The following is a 15846-nucleotide window of genomic DNA, read 5'->3' on the forward strand; positions in this document are numbered from 1 at the left end:
ATGCCGACACGTACCGCACGCACCGCCTGGAACGGAACGCTCGAACAGGGAGGGGGGCAAGTCGAACTCACCAGCTCGGGAGTTGCCACGTTCGACGTGTCGTTCCCCAAGCGAGCGGCCGACAACGCGGACGGAACCACCAGCCCCGAAGAGTTGATCGCCGCAGCGCACTCGTCCTGCTTCGCGATGCAGTTGTCCGCGCTGATCGCGGAGGCAGGCGGAACTCCGCAGAGTCTCGAGGTGAAAGCCGATGTGTCCCTGGGTCCGGACACTCCGGGTTTCAAGCTGACCGGCATCCTTCTCACCGTGCGAGGTGAAGTGGAAGGCCTGGACGCCGACGGGTTCGCCAAAGCCGCACAGGCGGCCAAGGAGTCGTGTCCTGTCAGCAAGGCGTTGACCGGTGTCGAGATCACGCTCGACGCGGCCCTCGAGTCCTGAGCCGCGTCACTGCCGGTTGAATCGGGCGCGGATCTCTTCCATCTTGGCCTGCAGCTCCTCTTGACTGATCACGCCCCTGTCCATCAGCGCATGGGCAGTCGCGATGACGGAGCGGCTGCGGACCGGGAAGTCGCGGTAGACGGTCTCGCCCAGCTCGTCCTCGGTGTGGCGCCTCTCGAGATTGTCGAAGGCGCCACGCCAGGACAGGCATTCAGCCGTGGCCTGCATTCTCGATTCCCAGGGGTCGGGTTTACGGTCGAGGTCGGGAAGCGTGGCATCGTCACGGGTCGTGGAGGGTGTCAACGTGTTCAGGAGTACTTCGTAGCCTCTTTCAGTCATCACTGTGGGCCTCCAACCGAGGGTGGCGTGGTCGCCGTCCAGTCCACCTGAGGTACTGCGACCCCGATCATGGTGTCGCGGGTAACGATCGATGCGAGTTGCTCTTCACTCCAATCCTCGGTTCCGGACGGCCGCATCGGCATCACCATGAACCGGGACTTCTGATTCGAGTCGTGGACGCGCACTTCCACATCGGGCGGAAAGTGCAAGCCGAACTCTGCTATGACTTCCCGGGGCCAGCGGACCATCCGGCGCCGGTAGTTGGGCGTGCGGTACCAATCGGGTGACATGCCCAGAACGGGCCGCGGGTAGCAGGAACACAGCGTGCAAACGATGACGTTGTGCACCTTCGGCGTGTTTTCCAGCACATAGAAGTAGGTGTAGTCGCTCGGTGTCCCGGACCCGGTCGGATCGCGCCAGTCGATTCCGACTTCCTTGCACGTCTCGGTTCCGTCGGCCAACAGCCGCTTCTTGAATTCCGGGTCGACCCATGCCTTGGCGACGAGCTTGGACCCTCCGGAGGGCCCGACGGATTCGGCCCACTCCGAGAATCTGCGATGGTCCTCATGGGAGAACAGGCCGTGCTCGATGGACAGTTCGCGGATCGCCGTTTCGAGGATCTCGAATTCGCTGATCTCTTCCGACGCTTGGATCGGGGTGTGGTCGTCGTGCGAATGCGTCATGTCTCAGCCTCCCCTGCAAGCTCGAGCCAGCGCTCGGAGCATTCGGTTTCCAAAGTGTCGACGTCGAAGCCGGTGTAGCGAGGCCACAGGTCGGTCTGCTTGAAACGCACTACATAGAACGGTTCCGTTCGTCCGTCGTCCACCCTTCCCCACGCCTCGTCTTCGGGTATCACCCATTCCGGTCGATATTCGACGATCACGCCGGTGTGCCCGCGGATGAACGCTTGAGTTCTGGTGTGGAACATCGACGTCGCGTCCCGGACGGTGACCCGATCGCCGATCCGGAACTTACTCACGACGGACTCCCACCTGCTCGTTGGTCACTCGACCGCCGGCGAACCTCGTCGATCTTCGCGGAGAGTTCGTCAGGGGTGATGAGGCCTTTGTTGATCAGTGTCTTGGCCGCCACCGTGATCCACCGGGCGTAGTACGGCAGACCGAAATAGAGCGTTGCACCCAGGTCGTTCTCGGCACGACGGCGCTCTTCCGAATTCCACACACCCCGCCATCCGAGGCATTCACAAGTGACGTAGGTGCGCATCTCCCAGTCTTCTTCCACCTTCTCCTCGTACGGAACGGGAAGAGCGGGCTGGCCGCCGACATCGTGTAGAACATGCCGTAACGCGTCGAAGGCAGCGTTGGAAAGGTAATAGGGCGAATCCATTTCGGCGTGGTGGACTGGTGTGAATTCGGCTACGCGATTGGCCTGTGCTTCGAATTCCGCTCTAGGGTTCATCTCCGGCTCCGGTCCTGGTGGAACTAGTGGCAGGGAAGTCCCAGTAGGTGGCGTCCGTCGTGCATCAGTTCGTGCAGGTACATGCCACTTCGAGAGATCACGCCCTGGTCGAACCCGACCAGGTAGAGCATGAGGAGGGAAAGAAGGACGACTCCGACGGTCATCGACACGACTCCGAGAGTTTCGACAGTCCTGCCCGGCGAAGCGACGTACACCATGATTTCCCCTGAATGAGTGCGGGTTCGAGAACTACGTCCACTGCCGATCATCCGGGCATTGCGGCGAGCGCCCCTCGATCAGCGGCACGACCGTTTCGACGTTACTCCCGGTACCGAAGACCGACTACTGTCCCGGCGGGCCGAATCCCGGGTGCGCAAATGCGGCGCGGCGGACCAAGACAAACCCAACTTCTGAGGTCGACGTCACGGAACAGAAAGCGGCTTCGAACTGTTTTCCGAACTGTGACGACACAACTCGACGACTCCGCTCGTACCATCGAGATCGAAATCTGGTCGGACGTGGCGTGCCCGTGGTGTTACATCGGCAGGCACCGCTTCCTCGATGCCCTCTCGGACTTCGAGGAGCGTGAGCGGGTGCGGGTGCGGGTGCGGGTGACGTGGCGGGCGTATCAGCTGTCGCCGGAAACACCGGCAGGGGAGCGTCGCAGCGAGCTCGACGCCCTCGTACAGAGCAAAGGTCTGCCCGCAGAACAGGTGCGTCAGATGTTCGAACACGTGTCGCGTACTGCCGCAGAGGAAGGGCTCAGGCTTGACTTCGACACCGTGATCGCCGCCAACACGTTCGACGCGCACCGTCTGATTCACCTCGCGGGCGACTCGCGCGACGCGGTGGTGGAGGCGCTGTTCCGCGCGCACTTCCGTGAGGGCGCGGTGATCGACGATCGGGCGGTTCTGGTCGACATCGCATCGAGTACCGGTCTCGACCCTGATGTCGTGCGGAAGCAGCTGGACTCCGACGTCGGCGCGGATGCCGTACGCGCCGACCTCGACACTGCACGACAGTTGCAGGTATCGGCGGTGCCGTTCTTCGTCGCAGACCGCCGAATCGCGGTGTCGGGTGCTCAACCGAAAGATGTGTTTCTTCAGCTGCTGACACAGGCGAGCGCAGCGTCGGTGGACTGACGACTCCGGTGTCCGCGCAGTGGGGTCCGCCCCTACCCGGGTGTCGGTGCGACGCGCTTGCCATCGCCTTGGCCGAAGAGCACATTGAAATGCACGTCATCGGCAGGGAGGCACTGTGCGCGAGCAGACACGATCCAGAGACACATGGGCTGCGTTGAAAGTGGAGGACTGGACCTCGACACGGGACACCCTGCACATGTGGACGCAGATAGTCGGGAAGATCCGCTTGGCCCACGCACCGTTGATCAACCACTGGTGGCAGGTCCCGCTGTACGTCAGCCCCCGCGGTCTCACGACGTCGACAGTCCCGTACGGCACCGACTGCTTCGATATCGAATTCGACTTCGCCGACCATCGACTGGTGATCCGCACGAGCACGGGCGGCAGCGGGACGGTTGCCCTCGAACCGAAGTCGGTGGCCGACTTCTACACAGAGACGATGGACACGCTGGCCGAACTGGGTGTGGCGACCACCATTCGGGCCCGGCCCAACGAGGTGAACCCAGCCGTCCCGTTCGCGGAGGACACCCAACACTGCTCGTACGACGGTGAGTCGGTGTACCGGTTTTGGCGACAGCTCGTGCAGGCGGACCGGGTGTTGCACGAGTTCCGTTCGCATTTCATCGGTAAGGTCAGTCCCGTGCACTTTTTTTGGGGTGCGCTCGACCTGGCCTGCACCCGGTTCTCCGGGAAAACCGCGCCCACTCACCCTGGGGGAGCGCCGAACTGCGGAGACTGGGTGATGGTCGAGGGCTACTCGCACGAGCTGAGCAGCTGCGGTTTCTGGCCCGGTGGTGGCGCCGAAGGCGCGTTCTATGCGTACGCCTACCCGGAACCGGATGGCTTCGCCGACTACCCGGTCGGGCCCGACGGAGCCCTCTACAGCGGAGAGTTCCGGCAATTCTTGCTGCCGTATGAGGCCGTGCGAACTGCAGACGATCCGGATCTGGCACTGCTGACGTTCCTGCACAGCACCTACGACGCGGCTGCCGAACTGGGTGGCTGGGACCGGGCCGCCCTGGAGGCGGACCCGGCCCGATGGGACAAATTCCGTTGACGCCCTGAAAGGCGGGTCAGCCGGCGTTCGCCGACGCGGGCGCCTGCGCCCGGCTGGCACGCTCGGTGAGGAAGGCGAACACGAGACCGAGAGCGAGCCAGAGGGTTGCCTGGGTGGCGAGGGATGCGAGGCGGAAATCCCACAGCAGGCCGGCCGGGAAGTCGTCGCCCACCTCGTCGACGGTAGGCAGAATCAGATATCCGACCGTGACCACGACCAGGAATGCGGCCACCGGGGCCGCGATGCGCGTCGACAGGAATTCCTGAGCAGCTACCGCCTTCGCCGCGAATACCGACGCGACCACGGCGAGCAGACCCAGCACCACCACGGCGAGCCACAGCCAGGTGCGACTGGTGATGGTCTCGGGATCGCCGACGGCCGGCGGATTGGCCGGGTACTTGAAGAACGGAACGGCTTCGATCGCCAGCCACCCGAGTGACGCGAGCACCATACCGAGCACCGGACCCGAAAGCGTGGTCACCCTGCGCGCGTAGTGCGCGACGACGGCAAATATCGCCCCGAGCGCCAGTCCGGCGAGTGACGTCGCGAGGAACAGACCGAACCGCTGTCCGTTGCGACTGACCAGGGCTTCTTCCTCGTCGTGCGAATGGCCAGCCGGTGCACTCGATTCCGCCCCGTGCGAGTGGTCGGCGCTGCCCGCTTCCTCGATCGCGATGGCGGCGTCGATGTGCGATTCGCCGAGGACGAATGCCACGCCGCCGGCGAGGATTCCGGCAATCAACCCTGCAAGCAGACCGCGAATCAGTAACTTCCCGAAGGACTCGCTCAGTGTCATGTTCGCGGACGACTCGTTCAGTGGCACGGCAGGCCCAGCAGGTGGCGCCCGTCATGCATCAGTTCGTGCATGTACATGCCACTGCGCGAAATCGCGCCCTGGTCGAATCCCACGAGGTAGAGAGCAAGCATCGCGAAAAGTACGATCGCGAACGAGATGACGGCGAGCCGGGTCGAATCGACCGATGCGCCGGGTGCGTAGACGAGTGCCATGGTTCCTCCTGGGATGTCGCGTCCCCTAGGTTCATGCGATGGCCGCAGTATCTGGCTGTCGAGGTGGTTCCCGCATCTTGCCGTGGCCTAGCTGAGGGACTACTCCGATTTACAGTGGCGCGACCGCTCCGGTTTTGCACCGGATTCCTGCCGAACCATCGCTTTGTCTTGCGAACTTTCGCACCCGGCGGGCCGCCGTGTCAATGTTCGCCTCGAGGTTTGTGTCGAGCAGGTCCTCAACGGTCGGCCGCTGCCGAGACGTCGAGAACCACCTCGAACTCGAGCAGAGACGCGCCGGACGCCACCGGCTTCTGCCGCTCACCAGCGTGCGCTTCCCGTGCAGGGCCGTCGCGCCACGCCTCGAACGCCTCTTCGCTCTCCCACTGGGTGACGACGAAGTAGCGGTTCTCGCCCTTGACCGGGCGCAGAAGCTGGAACCCGAGAAAGCCTGGGGAATTCTCGACGGCATGCGCGCGTCCTGCGAAGCGCTTCTCCAGTTCGGGGCCCGCACCCTCGGGAACTTCGATTGCATTGATCTTCACCACTGCCATGCTTGGGGAGGGTACTCCGCTAGCGTCGCAGTCGTGGTGGGTGAGAGTGCGTTGCACGACGAGGGCGGCACCGGACGACCGATTCTGCTGCTGCACGGGTTGATGGGCAGTGCGCGGACGTGGCGCAGGCAGGTTCCGTGGCTGCGCGAACACGGCCACGTCTACACGTTCGACGCTGCAGGCCACGGCCGTCCCGCCCCGCCCGTGCTGTCGACGGAAGCATTCGTCGAAGACCTGGCGGCGGCATTGAGTCCGGTCGCCGAGCCGCTGGTCGTCATCGGGCATTCGATGGGCGCCTTGCACGCGTGGTGCCTGGCCGCCGAGTTCCCGGAGAAGGTCGCCGCTCTCGTTCTCGAAGACATGGCGCCTGATTTTCGTGGCCGTACCGCCGACGACTGGGCGGCGATGATCTCGAACTGGCCGCAACCGTTCGAGACGCGTAAGGCCTTGGTCGAGTACTTCGGACCTGTCGCGGGTCAGTACTTCCTCGACTCGTTCGAGCAGCGAGACGACGGCTGGTACCTGCATGGCGAGGTCGAAACGTTCCGCGCCATCTCCGCCGAGTGGGGTGACCGGCACTTCTGGGCTCAGTGGGCCTCGATCACGGTGCCGGCGCTGCTGATCGAGGGCGAGTACACCATCACCCCCGAGGGGCAGATGCGGAAGATGGCAGAGCGGCATCCCCACGCCGAATACGTCCGCATCGAGGAAGCCGGGCACCTCGTCCACGACGATCAGCCCGAGCAGTACCGGAAAGTGGTCGAGGAATTCCTGCACGAACTGACCTGAGCGCACGGTTGCGCAGAGGTTTGTCAGCTGCGGACGCAATCGTGGAGGTTTCCAGCAATCTTCTCAGCGTCTGTGCCCGATCGTGAGGGCACCTAGCTTCCCTCACCCGCGAGGGCGAAGAGGCCGTCGTCGGTCTGCTCCACCAAGCCGTCGAGCAGTAACGAGTGCAGAGCACGATCACGCTGACCGGGGTCGTCGAGCCACACCTGGTCGAGGCGAACCCGCTCGACCGGACGCGAACTGTCGCGCAACACCGCCATGAGCTTGCCGCGAACCTGACGGTCCGTGCCCGCAAACTTCTGCACCTTCCTGCGTTCACCGGTGTGCGCTGGTCGCCCAGCGTCCATCCAGGCGCAACTCGGCAGCGGACACCGCGAGCATTCGGGGGAGCGTGCGGTGCAGATCGTCGCACCGAGTTCCATGAGTGCCGCAGAGAACGTGGCGGCGCGGGCGCGGGTCCGGGGCAGCAGCGCGGACACGTCCGCCAGGTCGCGCACCGTCGACGGGTTGCCGGGCTCCGCGTTGCCGTGCACAGCGCGCGCCACCACCCGTCGAACATTGGTGTCGACGACGGGGACACGCTGCCCGTAGGCGAAGCACGCCACTGCGCGAGCGGTGTACGCGCCGATCCCGGGAAGCCCGAGGAGGGTGTCGACGTCGCTCGGGACCACGTCACCGTGCTGGGTGGCCAGCACTTCGGAACACTGGTGCAGTCGCAGCGCTCGCCGCGGATAACCGAGCTTTCCCCACGCGCGCAAGACGTCGGCCTGGCTCGACGCCGCCATCAGGGACGGGACGGGCCAGCGCTGCACCCATTGCTCCCAGATGGGAGCAACGCGGACGACGGGTGTCTGCTGCAGCATGATCTCGCTCATCAGAATGTGCCAGGCGGTCACACCCTCGCGACGCCACGGCAAATCCCTGGCCTCGGCGTCGTACCACCTGATCAGCGCAGACGAGTCCACGGTCACTTCTTCTCACAAGTCCCTTCGCCGCAGTGCCAACCGGAATTTCCGTCGACGTAATGCTCCCGCAGAGCCGGTGCAACAGGAGGGGTGCACAATATGCTCATGCCTAACTCCAACCCGGTTTCTGCATGGAAGTCCCTACGCCAGGGTAACGAGCGGTTCGTCAACGGCACCTCGCTCCATCCCAGCCAGGGCGTCGCCGATCGCGCGAAGCTCGTCGGCGGCCAGCACCCCACGGCCGTCCTGTTCGGATGCGGAGACTCCCGCGTCGCCGCCGAGATCATCTTCGACCAGGGGCTCGGCGACATGTTCGTCGTCCGCACCGCAGGCCACGTCCTCGACGACGCGGTTCTCGGGTCGATCGAGTACGCCGTCGGGGTGCTCAACGTGCCGCTCATCGTCGTGCTCGGTCACGACAGCTGTGGCGCCGTCAAGGCGACGCTCGACGCCCTCGACGACGGCAACATCCCCCCCGGATTCATCCGCAGCATCGTCGAACGTGTGGCGCCGTCGATCCTGAAGGGACGCCGCGAGGGCCTCAGTACCGTCGACGAACTCGAAGGTCGCCATGTGGTGGAGACCGGTGCGCTGCTCATGCAGCGGTCGCGCATCATCGCGGAGAAGGTGGAGAGCGGCGCGTGCGCCATCGCCGGTGTCACGTACAAGCTGTCCGACGGCCGCACCCACCTGCAGGGCGCCGTCGGAGACATCGGTGAGCTCACGGACTGACCGCGACACGCCGCACCCGCTGAGCCGTACCCGCACGCTGCCGAACTACCGTTGACGTCGTGCTGGAACCGAATGGACCGTTGCCCCCCGAGATTTACTGGCGCCGCAGGGCGCTGGCGATCGGCGGCGCCATCGTCGTGCTGCTCTTGGTGGTCTGGTTGATCAGTTCCCTCCGCGGTGGGGACGATTCCGAGACCGACCCCGCGGCAGCCAGCTCGTCGTTGACCACGCCGGTGTCGATTTCACCGACTGCCTCGGGTTCGCCGTCGAGTGGTGGTTCCGGCGGCTCGGGTGGGGGCGGCGGAGCTGCCGCGGCCGGCGATGAAGGGTCCGGCACGGCAAGTGCCTCGGGCTCCTCGACCAGTGGAGCATCGAGCAGTGCCGGGTCGACGAGTGCAGCGGTCAGCGGTCAGACTGTTGCGGCCGGCCAGTGCCCGGACCAATCCCTGGCCATCAAAGTCGCTGCCGACAAGCCGACATACCTTCCTGGGGAAGAGCCGAGTTTCACGACGGTCATCACCAACATCGGCACCACGTCGTGCCAGCGCGACCTCGGTAGCAGCCTGCAGCAGGTGCTGGTGTACACGATCGACGGCAGCGTCCGGCTGTGGTCCAACATCGACTGCTTCCCGCAGTCCGCGGCCGACCTGCGCACCCTCGCCCCCGGCGAGCAGGCTCAGTTCACGGTGAAGTGGTCTGCCAAGACGTCCGCACCGGATTGCCTCACCCAACCGGAACCGCAGCGCGATCCGGTGGGTCCCGGCGCATACACCGTGGTGGGGCAGCTGGGACAGCTGCGTAGTGCGCCGGAACCGTTCAACCTGAGCTGACCGGACTACAGCTCGATCCGGGACCGGCGATCGAATTCCTTCTCCAGGCCGGTCTGGTCAGGGTCGGCGAGCAGTGCCGCGAGAAGAATGCGGGCCTGTCCGGCTCTGAGGTCGGTCGAGAAGAGGGCCCCGGCCGCGATGAGATCGGAGCCGCCTCCACCTCCGCCGTAAGTGGGGGAGATCGACCCGAACGGAACGCGGGTGGATACGGCGACCGGCACACCCGCCGCGACGGATTCGCGTACCGCCTCGACGATTCCGGGGTTCGCGTTGCCGGATCCGAGCGCATCGAGAACCAAGCCGTGCGCGCCGGTGCTCCGGCACGCGTCGAACTGCACACGATCCGTGCCAGGGTAGATCGCGACGACGTCGACACGGACGCCGGAGATCGGACGCCAGGGCAGTGGCTCGGGCCGGTGGCGGTGCATCGGGGTGCGGACGGACCGGAACGCATCGAGCGCGGTCGTGTCCGCCTTGCGGACCCCCGGAACCGGATGAAGCTTTCCGCCGAAGGAAATCAACACTCCCAGTCCACGCATGGCCGGATCGGTTGCGGCCGACAATGCGGCCGAGAGGTTGGCCTGCGCGTCCGACTCGGGATGATCGAAGGTGCGTTGTGCCCCGGTGAAGACGACCGGCCGGGGATCGGCGTGATGCAGATCCACCAGAAACGCGGTTTCCTCCATGGTGTCGGTTCCGTGGAGAACGACCACCCCGGCGACAGTGGGGTCGCGGAGTTCCGCTGCGATTGCCTCGCGTACCCGATCCATGTCGGCGAAGGTCATACACGAGCTGTCCTTCGACAGGACATCGGTGACGCGGACCTCGGTGGCCGCCCGCTCGGCTCCGGTCGCGAGCAGATCCGGGCCGGTGACGACGGGACGGCTCACACCGTCCTCGCCGCGTCGGCTCGCGATGGTGCCCCCGGTGGTGACGACGGCGACTGTAGGCACTTACTGTCCTCCCTGCGAGGCGGTCGGGTAGTCATCGGTGGACATGCTGTCATCTCGTGCGGCGGCCAGGTCGCGGATGCGGTTTCTGCAGGCGTACCAGCCGATCACCAGGAGCGGGGCGATGATGGCGATCGATCCGACGGTCCACGTTCCGACGGGGTGGTCGAAAGCCATCAGCACGACTACGCCGACGAGGAACGCCAACGTCAGAAGGCCGGTGTAGGGGGCGCCGAACATCCGGAAACTTGGCCGTACGAGGCGCCCCTCCTTCGCGAACTTCCAGAGTTTCAACTGGCACAACACGATCACGGCCCAGGCGCTGATGATCCCGAGGGCGGCCAGGTTGAGGACGATCTCGAACGCCTGAGTGGGAACGATCGCATTGAGTCCGACACCGAGGAGGATGACGAATCCCGTGAGAGCGATGCCGCCGTAGGGGACGCCCGCCTTGTTCATCCTCGCCGCGAACGCGGGCGCCGACCCCGCCATGGCCATCGAGTGCAGTATTCGTCCGGTCGAATACAGTCCGGCATTGAGTGAGGACAGTGCGGCGGTGAGTACGACGAGATTCATGATCGCGTCTGCGCCTTCGACGTTGATCGTTCCGAAGAAGGTAACGAACGGGCTTTCGCCGGCGTGATATTCCATGTAGGGGAGAAGCAGCGCCAGTAACAGGACGGATCCGACGTAGAAAACGAGAATCCGGAGGATCACCGTGTTGATCGCCTTGGGGATTACCTTCTCCGGATTCTTGGTTTCCCCGGCCGTGGTACCGACCAATTCGATGGATGCGTAGGCGAATACGACGCCCTGAATCACCACGATTGCGGGCAGGATGCCGTTGGGGAACCACCCGCCGTTGTCGGAGATCATGTTGAAGCCGGAGGTGTGGCCCTCGATGGGGGTACCGAACAAGACGAAGTAGACCCCGAAGCAGAGGAATGCGGCCAGCGCCACGACTTTGATGAGCGCGAACCAGAATTCCAATTCACCGAACACGCGTACCGATACCATGTTCAGTGTCAAAACGAGCGCTACTGCCGCCAAGGCGAATACCCATTGGTCGACGTCCCCCAGCGGCGCCCAGTATTTCTTGAAGAAGTTCATGTAGAGCGCTACTGCAGTGACGTCGACGACCGCGGTCATCGCCCAGTTCAGCCAGTAGAGCCAGCCGGCGGCGAACGCCATCTTCTCGCCGAAGAATTCGCGCGAGTACGAGACGAACGAACCCGACGTGGGACGGTGCATCACCAGCTCGCCCAGTGCCCGCAGAATCAGGAAGGCGAAAAATCCGCAGAGGGCGTAGACGAGAACAAGGGCGGGTCCTGCTTGATGAAGGCGTCCACCGGCGCCCATGAACAGACCGGTGCCGATCGCACCACCGATGGCGATCATCTGAATCTGTCGAGGGCCGAGGGTCTTTCGATACCCCAGATCTTCCTCGACGAAGATGTCGTGTGTCTGACTCGGGCCGTCTTTTTCGATCGTCATGACACCACTCCAGCGGTCGTCGGAACGGGAGCCTGAGTTGCCGTACCGGCCCTCAGGTTAGCGAGGTGCTCCGGACTGAGTAGTCGATCGAGTTCGTCTCGGTCGAGCAGTCCCGCATCGATCACGAGGTCGGCGACCCTACGACCGGACACCAGCGCTTCCTGCGCGATACGGGTCGACGCGGTATAGCCGATGTACGGATTGAGCGCGGTGACGAGTCCGATCGAGTCTTCGACCCGGGCACGCAGAAGTTCGGTGTTGGCGGTGATCCCGAGAACGCACTTGTCGGCCAGGATGCGGCAGGCGGCGGCCAGATGCCGCATTCCGTCCGACAGCGAATGCACGATGATCGGTTCGAAGGCGTTGAGTTGCAGCTGGCCGGATTCGGCGGCCATCGTGATGGTGACGTCATGACCGATGACCTCGTAGGCCACCTGGTTGAGCACTTCCGGAATCACGGGATTGACCTTGCCGGGCATGATCGAAGATCCCGCCTGCACCGGCGGCAGATTGATCTCGTTGAGTCCCGCCCGCGGACCGGAGGACAGGAGACGAAGGTCGTTGCAGACCTTCGACAACTTCACCGCGATCCTCTTCAGGACGCCGGACAGGTGCACGAACTGGCCCACATCCTGGGTAGCCTCCACCAGGTCGGTGGCGAGAACGAGGGGAAGCCCGGTGAGTTCGCGCAGCTTGTCGCACGCGGCCTCGGCGTACCCGGCGGGGGCGTTGAGACCGGTCCCGATTGCGGTGGCTCCGAGATTGATCTCGTGGACCAGAAGCGCTGCTTCCCCGAGTCGTGCGCGGTCCTCGTCGATCATCACCGAGTAGGTGGCGAATTCCTGTCCGAGTGTCATCGGGACCGCATCCTGAAGTTGGGTGCGGCCCATCTTCACCGTGCCGGCGAACTCGACGGCCTTCGAACCGAATGCCTCCTGCAGGACCCGCAGGGCGTCGAGCAGATCCTCGATCGTCAGGATCGTGGCGATGTTGACTGCCGTGGGATAGACGTCGTTGGTCGATTGGCTGAGGTTGACGTGCTCGTTGGGGTGCAGGTGCTGGTACTCGCCGCGATCGTAACCGAGAATTTCGAGCGCCCGGTTGGCAATGACCTCGTTGGCGTTCATGTTGGTCGACGTCCCGGCGCCACCCTGGATCACATCGACGACGAACTGCTCGTGCCAGCGGCCCTCGACAATTTCGCGGCAGGCCTGGCCGATCGCCTCGGCGCGGCGGTGGTCGAGAATGCCCAGCTTCTCGTTGGCGCTCGATGCCGCCCATTTGACGAAGGCGAGTCCGCGAATCAACGAGGGGTTCGTCGAGATCGGCCGACCGGTGATCGGGAAGTTCTCCACCGCACGGAGCGTGTGAATCCCCCAGTACGACTCTGCGGGCACCTGGCGGTCCCCGAGTAGGTCGTGTTCTGTTCTCGTTTCGAGCACTTGACTTCATTCCTCACGTGGATTCGCGCTAGCAGTGGTCCCGCGGCGCTCGGAGAGGCAGTCGGTAGACCTGCCCACCTACCTGCCTGCCAGGCTGTCAGACAGGTGACATTGTTACGTGGCTCACTTGCGGTCGTCAACCCCTCGATTCGCGCAGGTTGACGCATTTGCCTGGTCGTGAGAAGAATATTGCCATGAACCTGTCAGACAGCTGGGCAGCCAAGCGTCCCGTGACCGCGCGGGTCAGCGCCGCCGAAGCTGTTCTCGCGGACCTGCGCGCCGCCATCACCTCGGGTGAGTTGGCGGTCGGTGAGCGGCTCCCGTCGGAAGCGTCGTTGGCGACGCGGCACGGGGTCAGTCGTTCGGTCATCCGCGAGGCCCTGCGGTCGTGTCATGCGCTGGGTCTGACCGAGACCAAATCGGGTCTGGGCACGTTCGTCATCAGTGATTCGATCGCGCGCGACCTCGACTTCGGGAACTACGCCGCCAACGAGCTCGTCGAGGCGCGCCCTCATGTGGAGATCCCCGCTGCCGGATGGGCGGCGCAGCGGCACTCTGCCGAGGATCTTGCCGCATTGCGCGGCTTGGCCGGTCAGATGCGCGACGAGGACGACCCCTTGGTGTGGGTGTCCCTGGACGCCCAGTTCCACGCGCTGATCGCCCGGACCAGTCGCAATCGTGTGTTCGAGTCGGTCGTCGTCGATATTCGTGAAGCGCTGACCCGGCAGTCGGAAACGCTCAACCTGGTCGCCGGCCGGCAGCGGAGGTCGAACGACGAGCACGACCGGATAGTCGACGGGATCGAGTCCAGGAGCTACGACGTGGCCGCCAAGGCCATGGCGGAACACCTCGATGCCGTGCGTGTCGCACTGGAATCCGTTGTCGGCGAGTCCTATTCGGCGGATCGATCGTAGGAGGTAGTTCGGCTCGTACGTTCCGGTCGGGCGAAAACTAGTCGTAGGGACCGGAAATCGACGTTTCGGCGAGCCTGGACAGGCCCTCCCTGATGTGTCGAGCCCACAAGCCGCCGATCCCCTCCACCGACTGCAGGTCGGCGGCCGTTGCGGCAAGCAGCGACTGCAGAGTCCCGAACGAGCCGACGAGCCGGTGAATTTGGTTGAACTGCAAGCGGGGAACTCGGGTGAGAACGCGATAACCACGTGGACTCATGGGAGCCTCGAGCGCTTCGATCGTTCCCGGGTATCCGAACGCGCGAGCCAGAGTCGTCAGGTCCAGCAGGTCGGCGTCGGTGATCTTGTCGAGGGCAGTCAACGACTTCTCGACATCGGGTGCAGGGGCGGGTCCCGAACCGGCGAGATAGTCGCGGACGATCAATTCCCGTGCCACATCGTTGTCGCCGACGAGCTCTTCGAGTTGGAGGGCGAGCTGTCGGCCGTCGGTGCCCAGTTCGAGTACGTCCTGCTCGATCTCCACAGACACGCGGCGCACCATCTCGAGCCGCTGCACCACGGTGAGCGCGTCGCGGAGGGTGACGAAATCCTCGATCTCGACGACCGACAACTGACGGGTGACCTCGTCGAGGCGCGCCTTGTACCGCTCGAGGGTGGCCACCGCCTGATTGGCCCGGGACAAGATGGTGGCAGACCCGTCGATGACGTGGCGTATTCCGCCGACGTACACGCTGACGATGCTCATCGACTGGCTCACCGACACCACGGGATATCCCGTCTGCATCGCCGTGCGTTCGGCGGCGCGGTGCCGGGTGCCGGACTCGACGGTGGGAATCTTGTGGTCGGGAACCAGCTGGACGTTGGCGCGGACGATGCGCGAACCGTCCGTGGACAGGACCACGGCGCCGTCCATCTTCGACAGCTCACGCAGCCGGGTGGGAGCGAACTCGACGTCGAGCTCGAAGCCGCCGTCGCAGATTTCTTCCATCTGCTCGTCGTAACCGAGGACGATCAGTGCGCCCGTGCGGCCGCGGAGAATACGTTCGAGGCCGTCCCGGAGCGCCGTTCCAGGAGCCAGCCTTGCAATGGTTTCGCGCAGCGCAGACGACGACTCTGCATCGTTCATCGCGAAACACTCCCCGCTGAGGTAGACGTCACTTTGTACAGGGCCGTCGGGGAATAGGGCCCGGACCCGCGTTTAGATTACCTATCCATGAGTAGTACCTGGACTTTGCCCGACGACCTGACCCTGCCGGAACCGGTCGGCACCTTCCCCGCTGCAGGTCAGCCCGTGCCGCGGCACTGGAGTCGGTGCTTTGGATGCGGCGACCAGTCGCCGGCCGGTATGTCCATGAGCTTCACCGCCGGGGAGAACCTCGAGGTGTGGGGACGTCTCGAGGTGGCCCCTCGCTATCAGGGCGGTCCGGGAGTTATCCACGGCGGCATCCTGTCGACGGCGTTCGACGAGGCGCTGGGCATGGCGTGTCGGGCGACCGTGGACGGTCCGGTGGTGACCGGTCATCTGGAGATCGACTTCGCGCGGCCCATTCCGCTGGGCTCGGTGCTCGAATTTCACGCGCGCATCGACGGAACGATCCGCCGCAAGGTCTACGCCAGTGCGGAGGCGCGCATCGTCGAGGGGCCGAATGCTGACCCCGACGTGGTAGTGGCCACGTCGCGGGGGTTGTTCCTCACCGTCACGGCCGAACACTTCGAGAAGACCAAAACCTTCGTGGACGGGGTTCCCGACATGCCGTTCGGCACGTCGTCGATCTAGTT

At 64.6% G+C, this 15846-nt stretch carries 21 protein-coding genes and 1 riboswitch; of the genes, 8 read left to right on the forward strand and 13 right to left on the reverse strand.

Annotated features, from left to right (window positions below):
* Complete coding sequence (locus CBI38_RS03720) at positions 1–438, forward strand: OsmC family protein (protein ID WP_109326478.1); 438 nt, start codon at positions 1–3, stop codon at positions 436–438.
* 6 nt (positions 439–444) lie between these two features.
* Here CBI38_RS03720 and CBI38_RS03725 read toward each other — a convergent pair whose 3' ends face one another.
* From CBI38_RS03725 to CBI38_RS03745, 5 genes are read right to left on the reverse strand one after another with little or no spacing between them, the layout of a single operon-like run.
* Positions 445–777, reverse strand: coding sequence for a ScnB (locus CBI38_RS03725; RefSeq protein WP_418328310.1), 333 nt, complete (start codon positions 775–777; stop codon positions 445–447).
* The gene (scnC, locus tag CBI38_RS03730) at positions 777–1460 is read right to left on the reverse strand and encodes a thiocyanate hydrolase subunit gamma (RefSeq protein ID WP_109326480.1); all 684 of its coding nucleotides are present in this window, start codon (positions 1458–1460) and stop codon (positions 777–779) included. The genes CBI38_RS03725 and scnC overlap by 1 nt, the downstream gene beginning before the upstream one ends.
* Positions 1457–1756 (reverse strand): SH3-like domain-containing protein, encoded by a 300-nt coding sequence (locus CBI38_RS39995; RefSeq protein WP_109326481.1) that lies wholly within the window; start codon positions 1754–1756, stop codon positions 1457–1459. The genes scnC and CBI38_RS39995 overlap by 4 nt, the downstream gene beginning before the upstream one ends.
* On the reverse strand, positions 1753–2196 hold the full coding sequence (locus CBI38_RS40000; RefSeq protein WP_109326484.1) for an SH3-like domain-containing protein: 444 nt from the start codon (positions 2194–2196) through the stop codon (positions 1753–1755). Before CBI38_RS40000 ends, CBI38_RS39995 begins: the two co-directional genes overlap by 4 nt.
* 23 nt (positions 2197–2219) lie before the next feature.
* Complete coding sequence (locus CBI38_RS03745; RefSeq protein WP_109326485.1) at positions 2220–2414, reverse strand: CbtB domain-containing protein; 195 nt, start codon at positions 2412–2414, stop codon at positions 2220–2222.
* 243 nt (positions 2415–2657) lie between these two features.
* Here CBI38_RS03745 and CBI38_RS03750 point away from each other — a divergent pair, with 243 nt between their 5' ends.
* Both CBI38_RS03750 and CBI38_RS03755 read left to right on the forward strand, forming a co-directional pair.
* A complete protein-coding gene (locus tag CBI38_RS03750) occupies positions 2658–3338 on the forward strand; it encodes a DsbA family oxidoreductase (protein ID WP_109326486.1) in 681 nt (226 codons plus the stop codon).
* 115 nt (positions 3339–3453) lie between these two features.
* Positions 3454–4395, forward strand: coding sequence for a DUF5996 family protein (locus tag CBI38_RS03755; RefSeq protein ID WP_109326487.1), 942 nt, complete (start codon positions 3454–3456; stop codon positions 4393–4395).
* Positions 4396–4411: 16 nt separating this feature from the next.
* Here the strand turns inward: CBI38_RS03755 and CBI38_RS03760 are convergent, their stop codons facing one another.
* The 3 genes from CBI38_RS03760 to mhuD form a co-directional block, all read right to left on the reverse strand.
* Positions 4412–5191, reverse strand: a complete 780-nt coding sequence (locus CBI38_RS03760) for a CbtA family protein (RefSeq protein ID WP_109326488.1) — start codon at positions 5189–5191, stop codon at positions 4412–4414.
* Positions 5192–5208: 17 nt separating this feature from the next.
* Complete coding sequence (locus CBI38_RS03765; RefSeq protein WP_109326489.1) at positions 5209–5403, reverse strand: CbtB domain-containing protein; 195 nt, start codon at positions 5401–5403, stop codon at positions 5209–5211.
* 23 nt (positions 5404–5426) lie between these two features.
* A riboswitch (cobalamin riboswitch) is annotated at positions 5427–5578 on the reverse strand.
* 61 nt (positions 5579–5639) lie between these two features.
* Positions 5640–5954 carry a mycobilin-forming heme oxygenase MhuD gene (mhuD, locus tag CBI38_RS03770; protein ID WP_109326490.1) on the reverse strand — a complete coding sequence of 105 codons (315 nt, stop codon included), beginning with the start codon at positions 5952–5954 and terminating at the stop codon, positions 5640–5642.
* 33 nt (positions 5955–5987) lie between these two features.
* On the opposite strand from mhuD, the gene CBI38_RS03775 reads away from it, so the two are divergent.
* Positions 5988–6743 carry an alpha/beta fold hydrolase gene (locus CBI38_RS03775; RefSeq protein ID WP_230990074.1) on the forward strand — a complete coding sequence of 252 codons (756 nt, stop codon included), beginning with the start codon at positions 5988–5990 and terminating at the stop codon, positions 6741–6743.
* Between the two features lie 92 nt (positions 6744–6835).
* Here the strand turns inward: CBI38_RS03775 and CBI38_RS03780 are convergent, their stop codons facing one another.
* Positions 6836–7714, reverse strand: coding sequence for an HhH-GPD family protein (locus tag CBI38_RS03780; protein ID WP_109326497.1), 879 nt, complete (start codon positions 7712–7714; stop codon positions 6836–6838).
* Between the two features lie 99 nt (positions 7715–7813).
* Here CBI38_RS03780 and CBI38_RS03785 point away from each other — a divergent pair, with 99 nt between their 5' ends.
* Together CBI38_RS03785 and CBI38_RS03790 are read left to right on the forward strand one after the other, a co-directional pair.
* Positions 7814–8440 carry a carbonic anhydrase gene (locus CBI38_RS03785; protein ID WP_109334835.1) on the forward strand — a complete coding sequence of 209 codons (627 nt, stop codon included), beginning with the start codon at positions 7814–7816 and terminating at the stop codon, positions 8438–8440.
* 59 nt (positions 8441–8499) lie between these two features.
* Positions 8500–9270 (forward strand): hypothetical protein, encoded by a 771-nt coding sequence (locus CBI38_RS03790; RefSeq protein WP_109326500.1) that lies wholly within the window; start codon positions 8500–8502, stop codon positions 9268–9270.
* A gap of 5 nt (positions 9271–9275) precedes the next feature.
* Here CBI38_RS03790 and CBI38_RS03795 read toward each other — a convergent pair whose 3' ends face one another.
* The 3 genes from CBI38_RS03795 to CBI38_RS03805 are packed head-to-tail and all read right to left on the reverse strand — an operon-like array spanning position 9276 to position 13156.
* Positions 9276–10223, reverse strand: a complete 948-nt coding sequence (locus CBI38_RS03795) for an asparaginase (protein ID WP_109326501.1) — start codon at positions 10221–10223, stop codon at positions 9276–9278.
* Entirely contained in the window at positions 10224–11714 is a 1491-nt protein-coding gene (locus CBI38_RS03800; RefSeq protein ID WP_109326503.1) for an amino acid permease, read from the reverse strand.
* The gene (locus tag CBI38_RS03805; protein ID WP_109326504.1) at positions 11711–13156 is read right to left on the reverse strand and encodes an aspartate ammonia-lyase; all 1446 of its coding nucleotides are present in this window, start codon (positions 13154–13156) and stop codon (positions 11711–11713) included. Before CBI38_RS03805 ends, CBI38_RS03800 begins: the two co-directional genes overlap by 4 nt.
* Before the next feature lie 194 nt (positions 13157–13350).
* Between CBI38_RS03805 and CBI38_RS03810 the strand changes: the two genes are divergently transcribed.
* Positions 13351–14070, forward strand: a complete 720-nt coding sequence (locus CBI38_RS03810; protein WP_109326506.1) for a FadR/GntR family transcriptional regulator — start codon at positions 13351–13353, stop codon at positions 14068–14070.
* Positions 14071–14107: 37 nt separating this feature from the next.
* On the opposite strand, the gene disA is transcribed toward CBI38_RS03810, so the two are convergent.
* Positions 14108–15193, reverse strand: coding sequence for a DNA integrity scanning diadenylate cyclase DisA (gene disA, locus CBI38_RS03815; protein ID WP_109326508.1), 1086 nt, complete (start codon positions 15191–15193; stop codon positions 14108–14110).
* A gap of 87 nt (positions 15194–15280) precedes the next feature.
* Between disA and CBI38_RS03820 the strand changes: the two genes are divergently transcribed.
* A complete protein-coding gene (locus tag CBI38_RS03820) occupies positions 15281–15844 on the forward strand; it encodes a PaaI family thioesterase (protein WP_109326514.1) in 564 nt (187 codons plus the stop codon).
* Positions 15845–15846 lie beyond the last annotated feature (2 nt).

Origin of the sequence: Rhodococcus oxybenzonivorans, from assembly GCF_003130705.1 — a bacterium.
GTDB lineage: Bacteria > Actinomycetota > Actinomycetes > Mycobacteriales > Mycobacteriaceae > Rhodococcus_F > Rhodococcus_F oxybenzonivorans.

Excerpts from the sequence above, each read along its gene's own strand:
- CBI38_RS03720 (WP_109326478.1), top strand. The coding sequence starts at position 1 with ATGCCGACACGTACCGCACGCACCGCCTGGAACGGAACGCTCGAACAG.
- CBI38_RS03725 (WP_418328310.1), bottom strand. The coding sequence starts at position 777 with ATGACTGAAAGAGGCTACGAAGTACTCCTGAACACGTTGACACCCTCC.
- scnC (WP_109326480.1), bottom strand. The coding sequence starts at position 1,460 with ATGACGCATTCGCACGACGACCACACCCCGATCCAAGCGTCGGAAGAG.
- CBI38_RS40000 (WP_109326484.1), bottom strand. The coding sequence starts at position 2,196 with ATGAACCCTAGAGCGGAATTCGAAGCACAGGCCAATCGCGTAGCCGAA.
- CBI38_RS03745 (WP_109326485.1), bottom strand. The coding sequence starts at position 2,414 with ATGGTGTACGTCGCTTCGCCGGGCAGGACTGTCGAAACTCTCGGAGTC.
- CBI38_RS03760 (WP_109326488.1), bottom strand. The coding sequence starts at position 5,191 with ATGACACTGAGCGAGTCCTTCGGGAAGTTACTGATTCGCGGTCTGCTT.
- CBI38_RS03765 (WP_109326489.1), bottom strand. The coding sequence starts at position 5,403 with ATGGCACTCGTCTACGCACCCGGCGCATCGGTCGATTCGACCCGGCTC.
- mhuD (WP_109326490.1), bottom strand. The coding sequence starts at position 5,954 with ATGGCAGTGGTGAAGATCAATGCAATCGAAGTTCCCGAGGGTGCGGGC.
- CBI38_RS03785 (WP_109334835.1), top strand. The coding sequence starts at position 7,814 with ATGCCTAACTCCAACCCGGTTTCTGCATGGAAGTCCCTACGCCAGGGT.
- CBI38_RS03800 (WP_109326503.1), bottom strand. The coding sequence starts at position 11,714 with ATGACGATCGAAAAAGACGGCCCGAGTCAGACACACGACATCTTCGTC.
- CBI38_RS03810 (WP_109326506.1), top strand. The coding sequence starts at position 13,351 with ATGAACCTGTCAGACAGCTGGGCAGCCAAGCGTCCCGTGACCGCGCGG.
- disA (WP_109326508.1), bottom strand. The coding sequence starts at position 15,193 with ATGAACGATGCAGAGTCGTCGTCTGCGCTGCGCGAAACCATTGCAAGG.
- CBI38_RS03820 (WP_109326514.1), top strand. The coding sequence starts at position 15,281 with ATGAGTAGTACCTGGACTTTGCCCGACGACCTGACCCTGCCGGAACCG.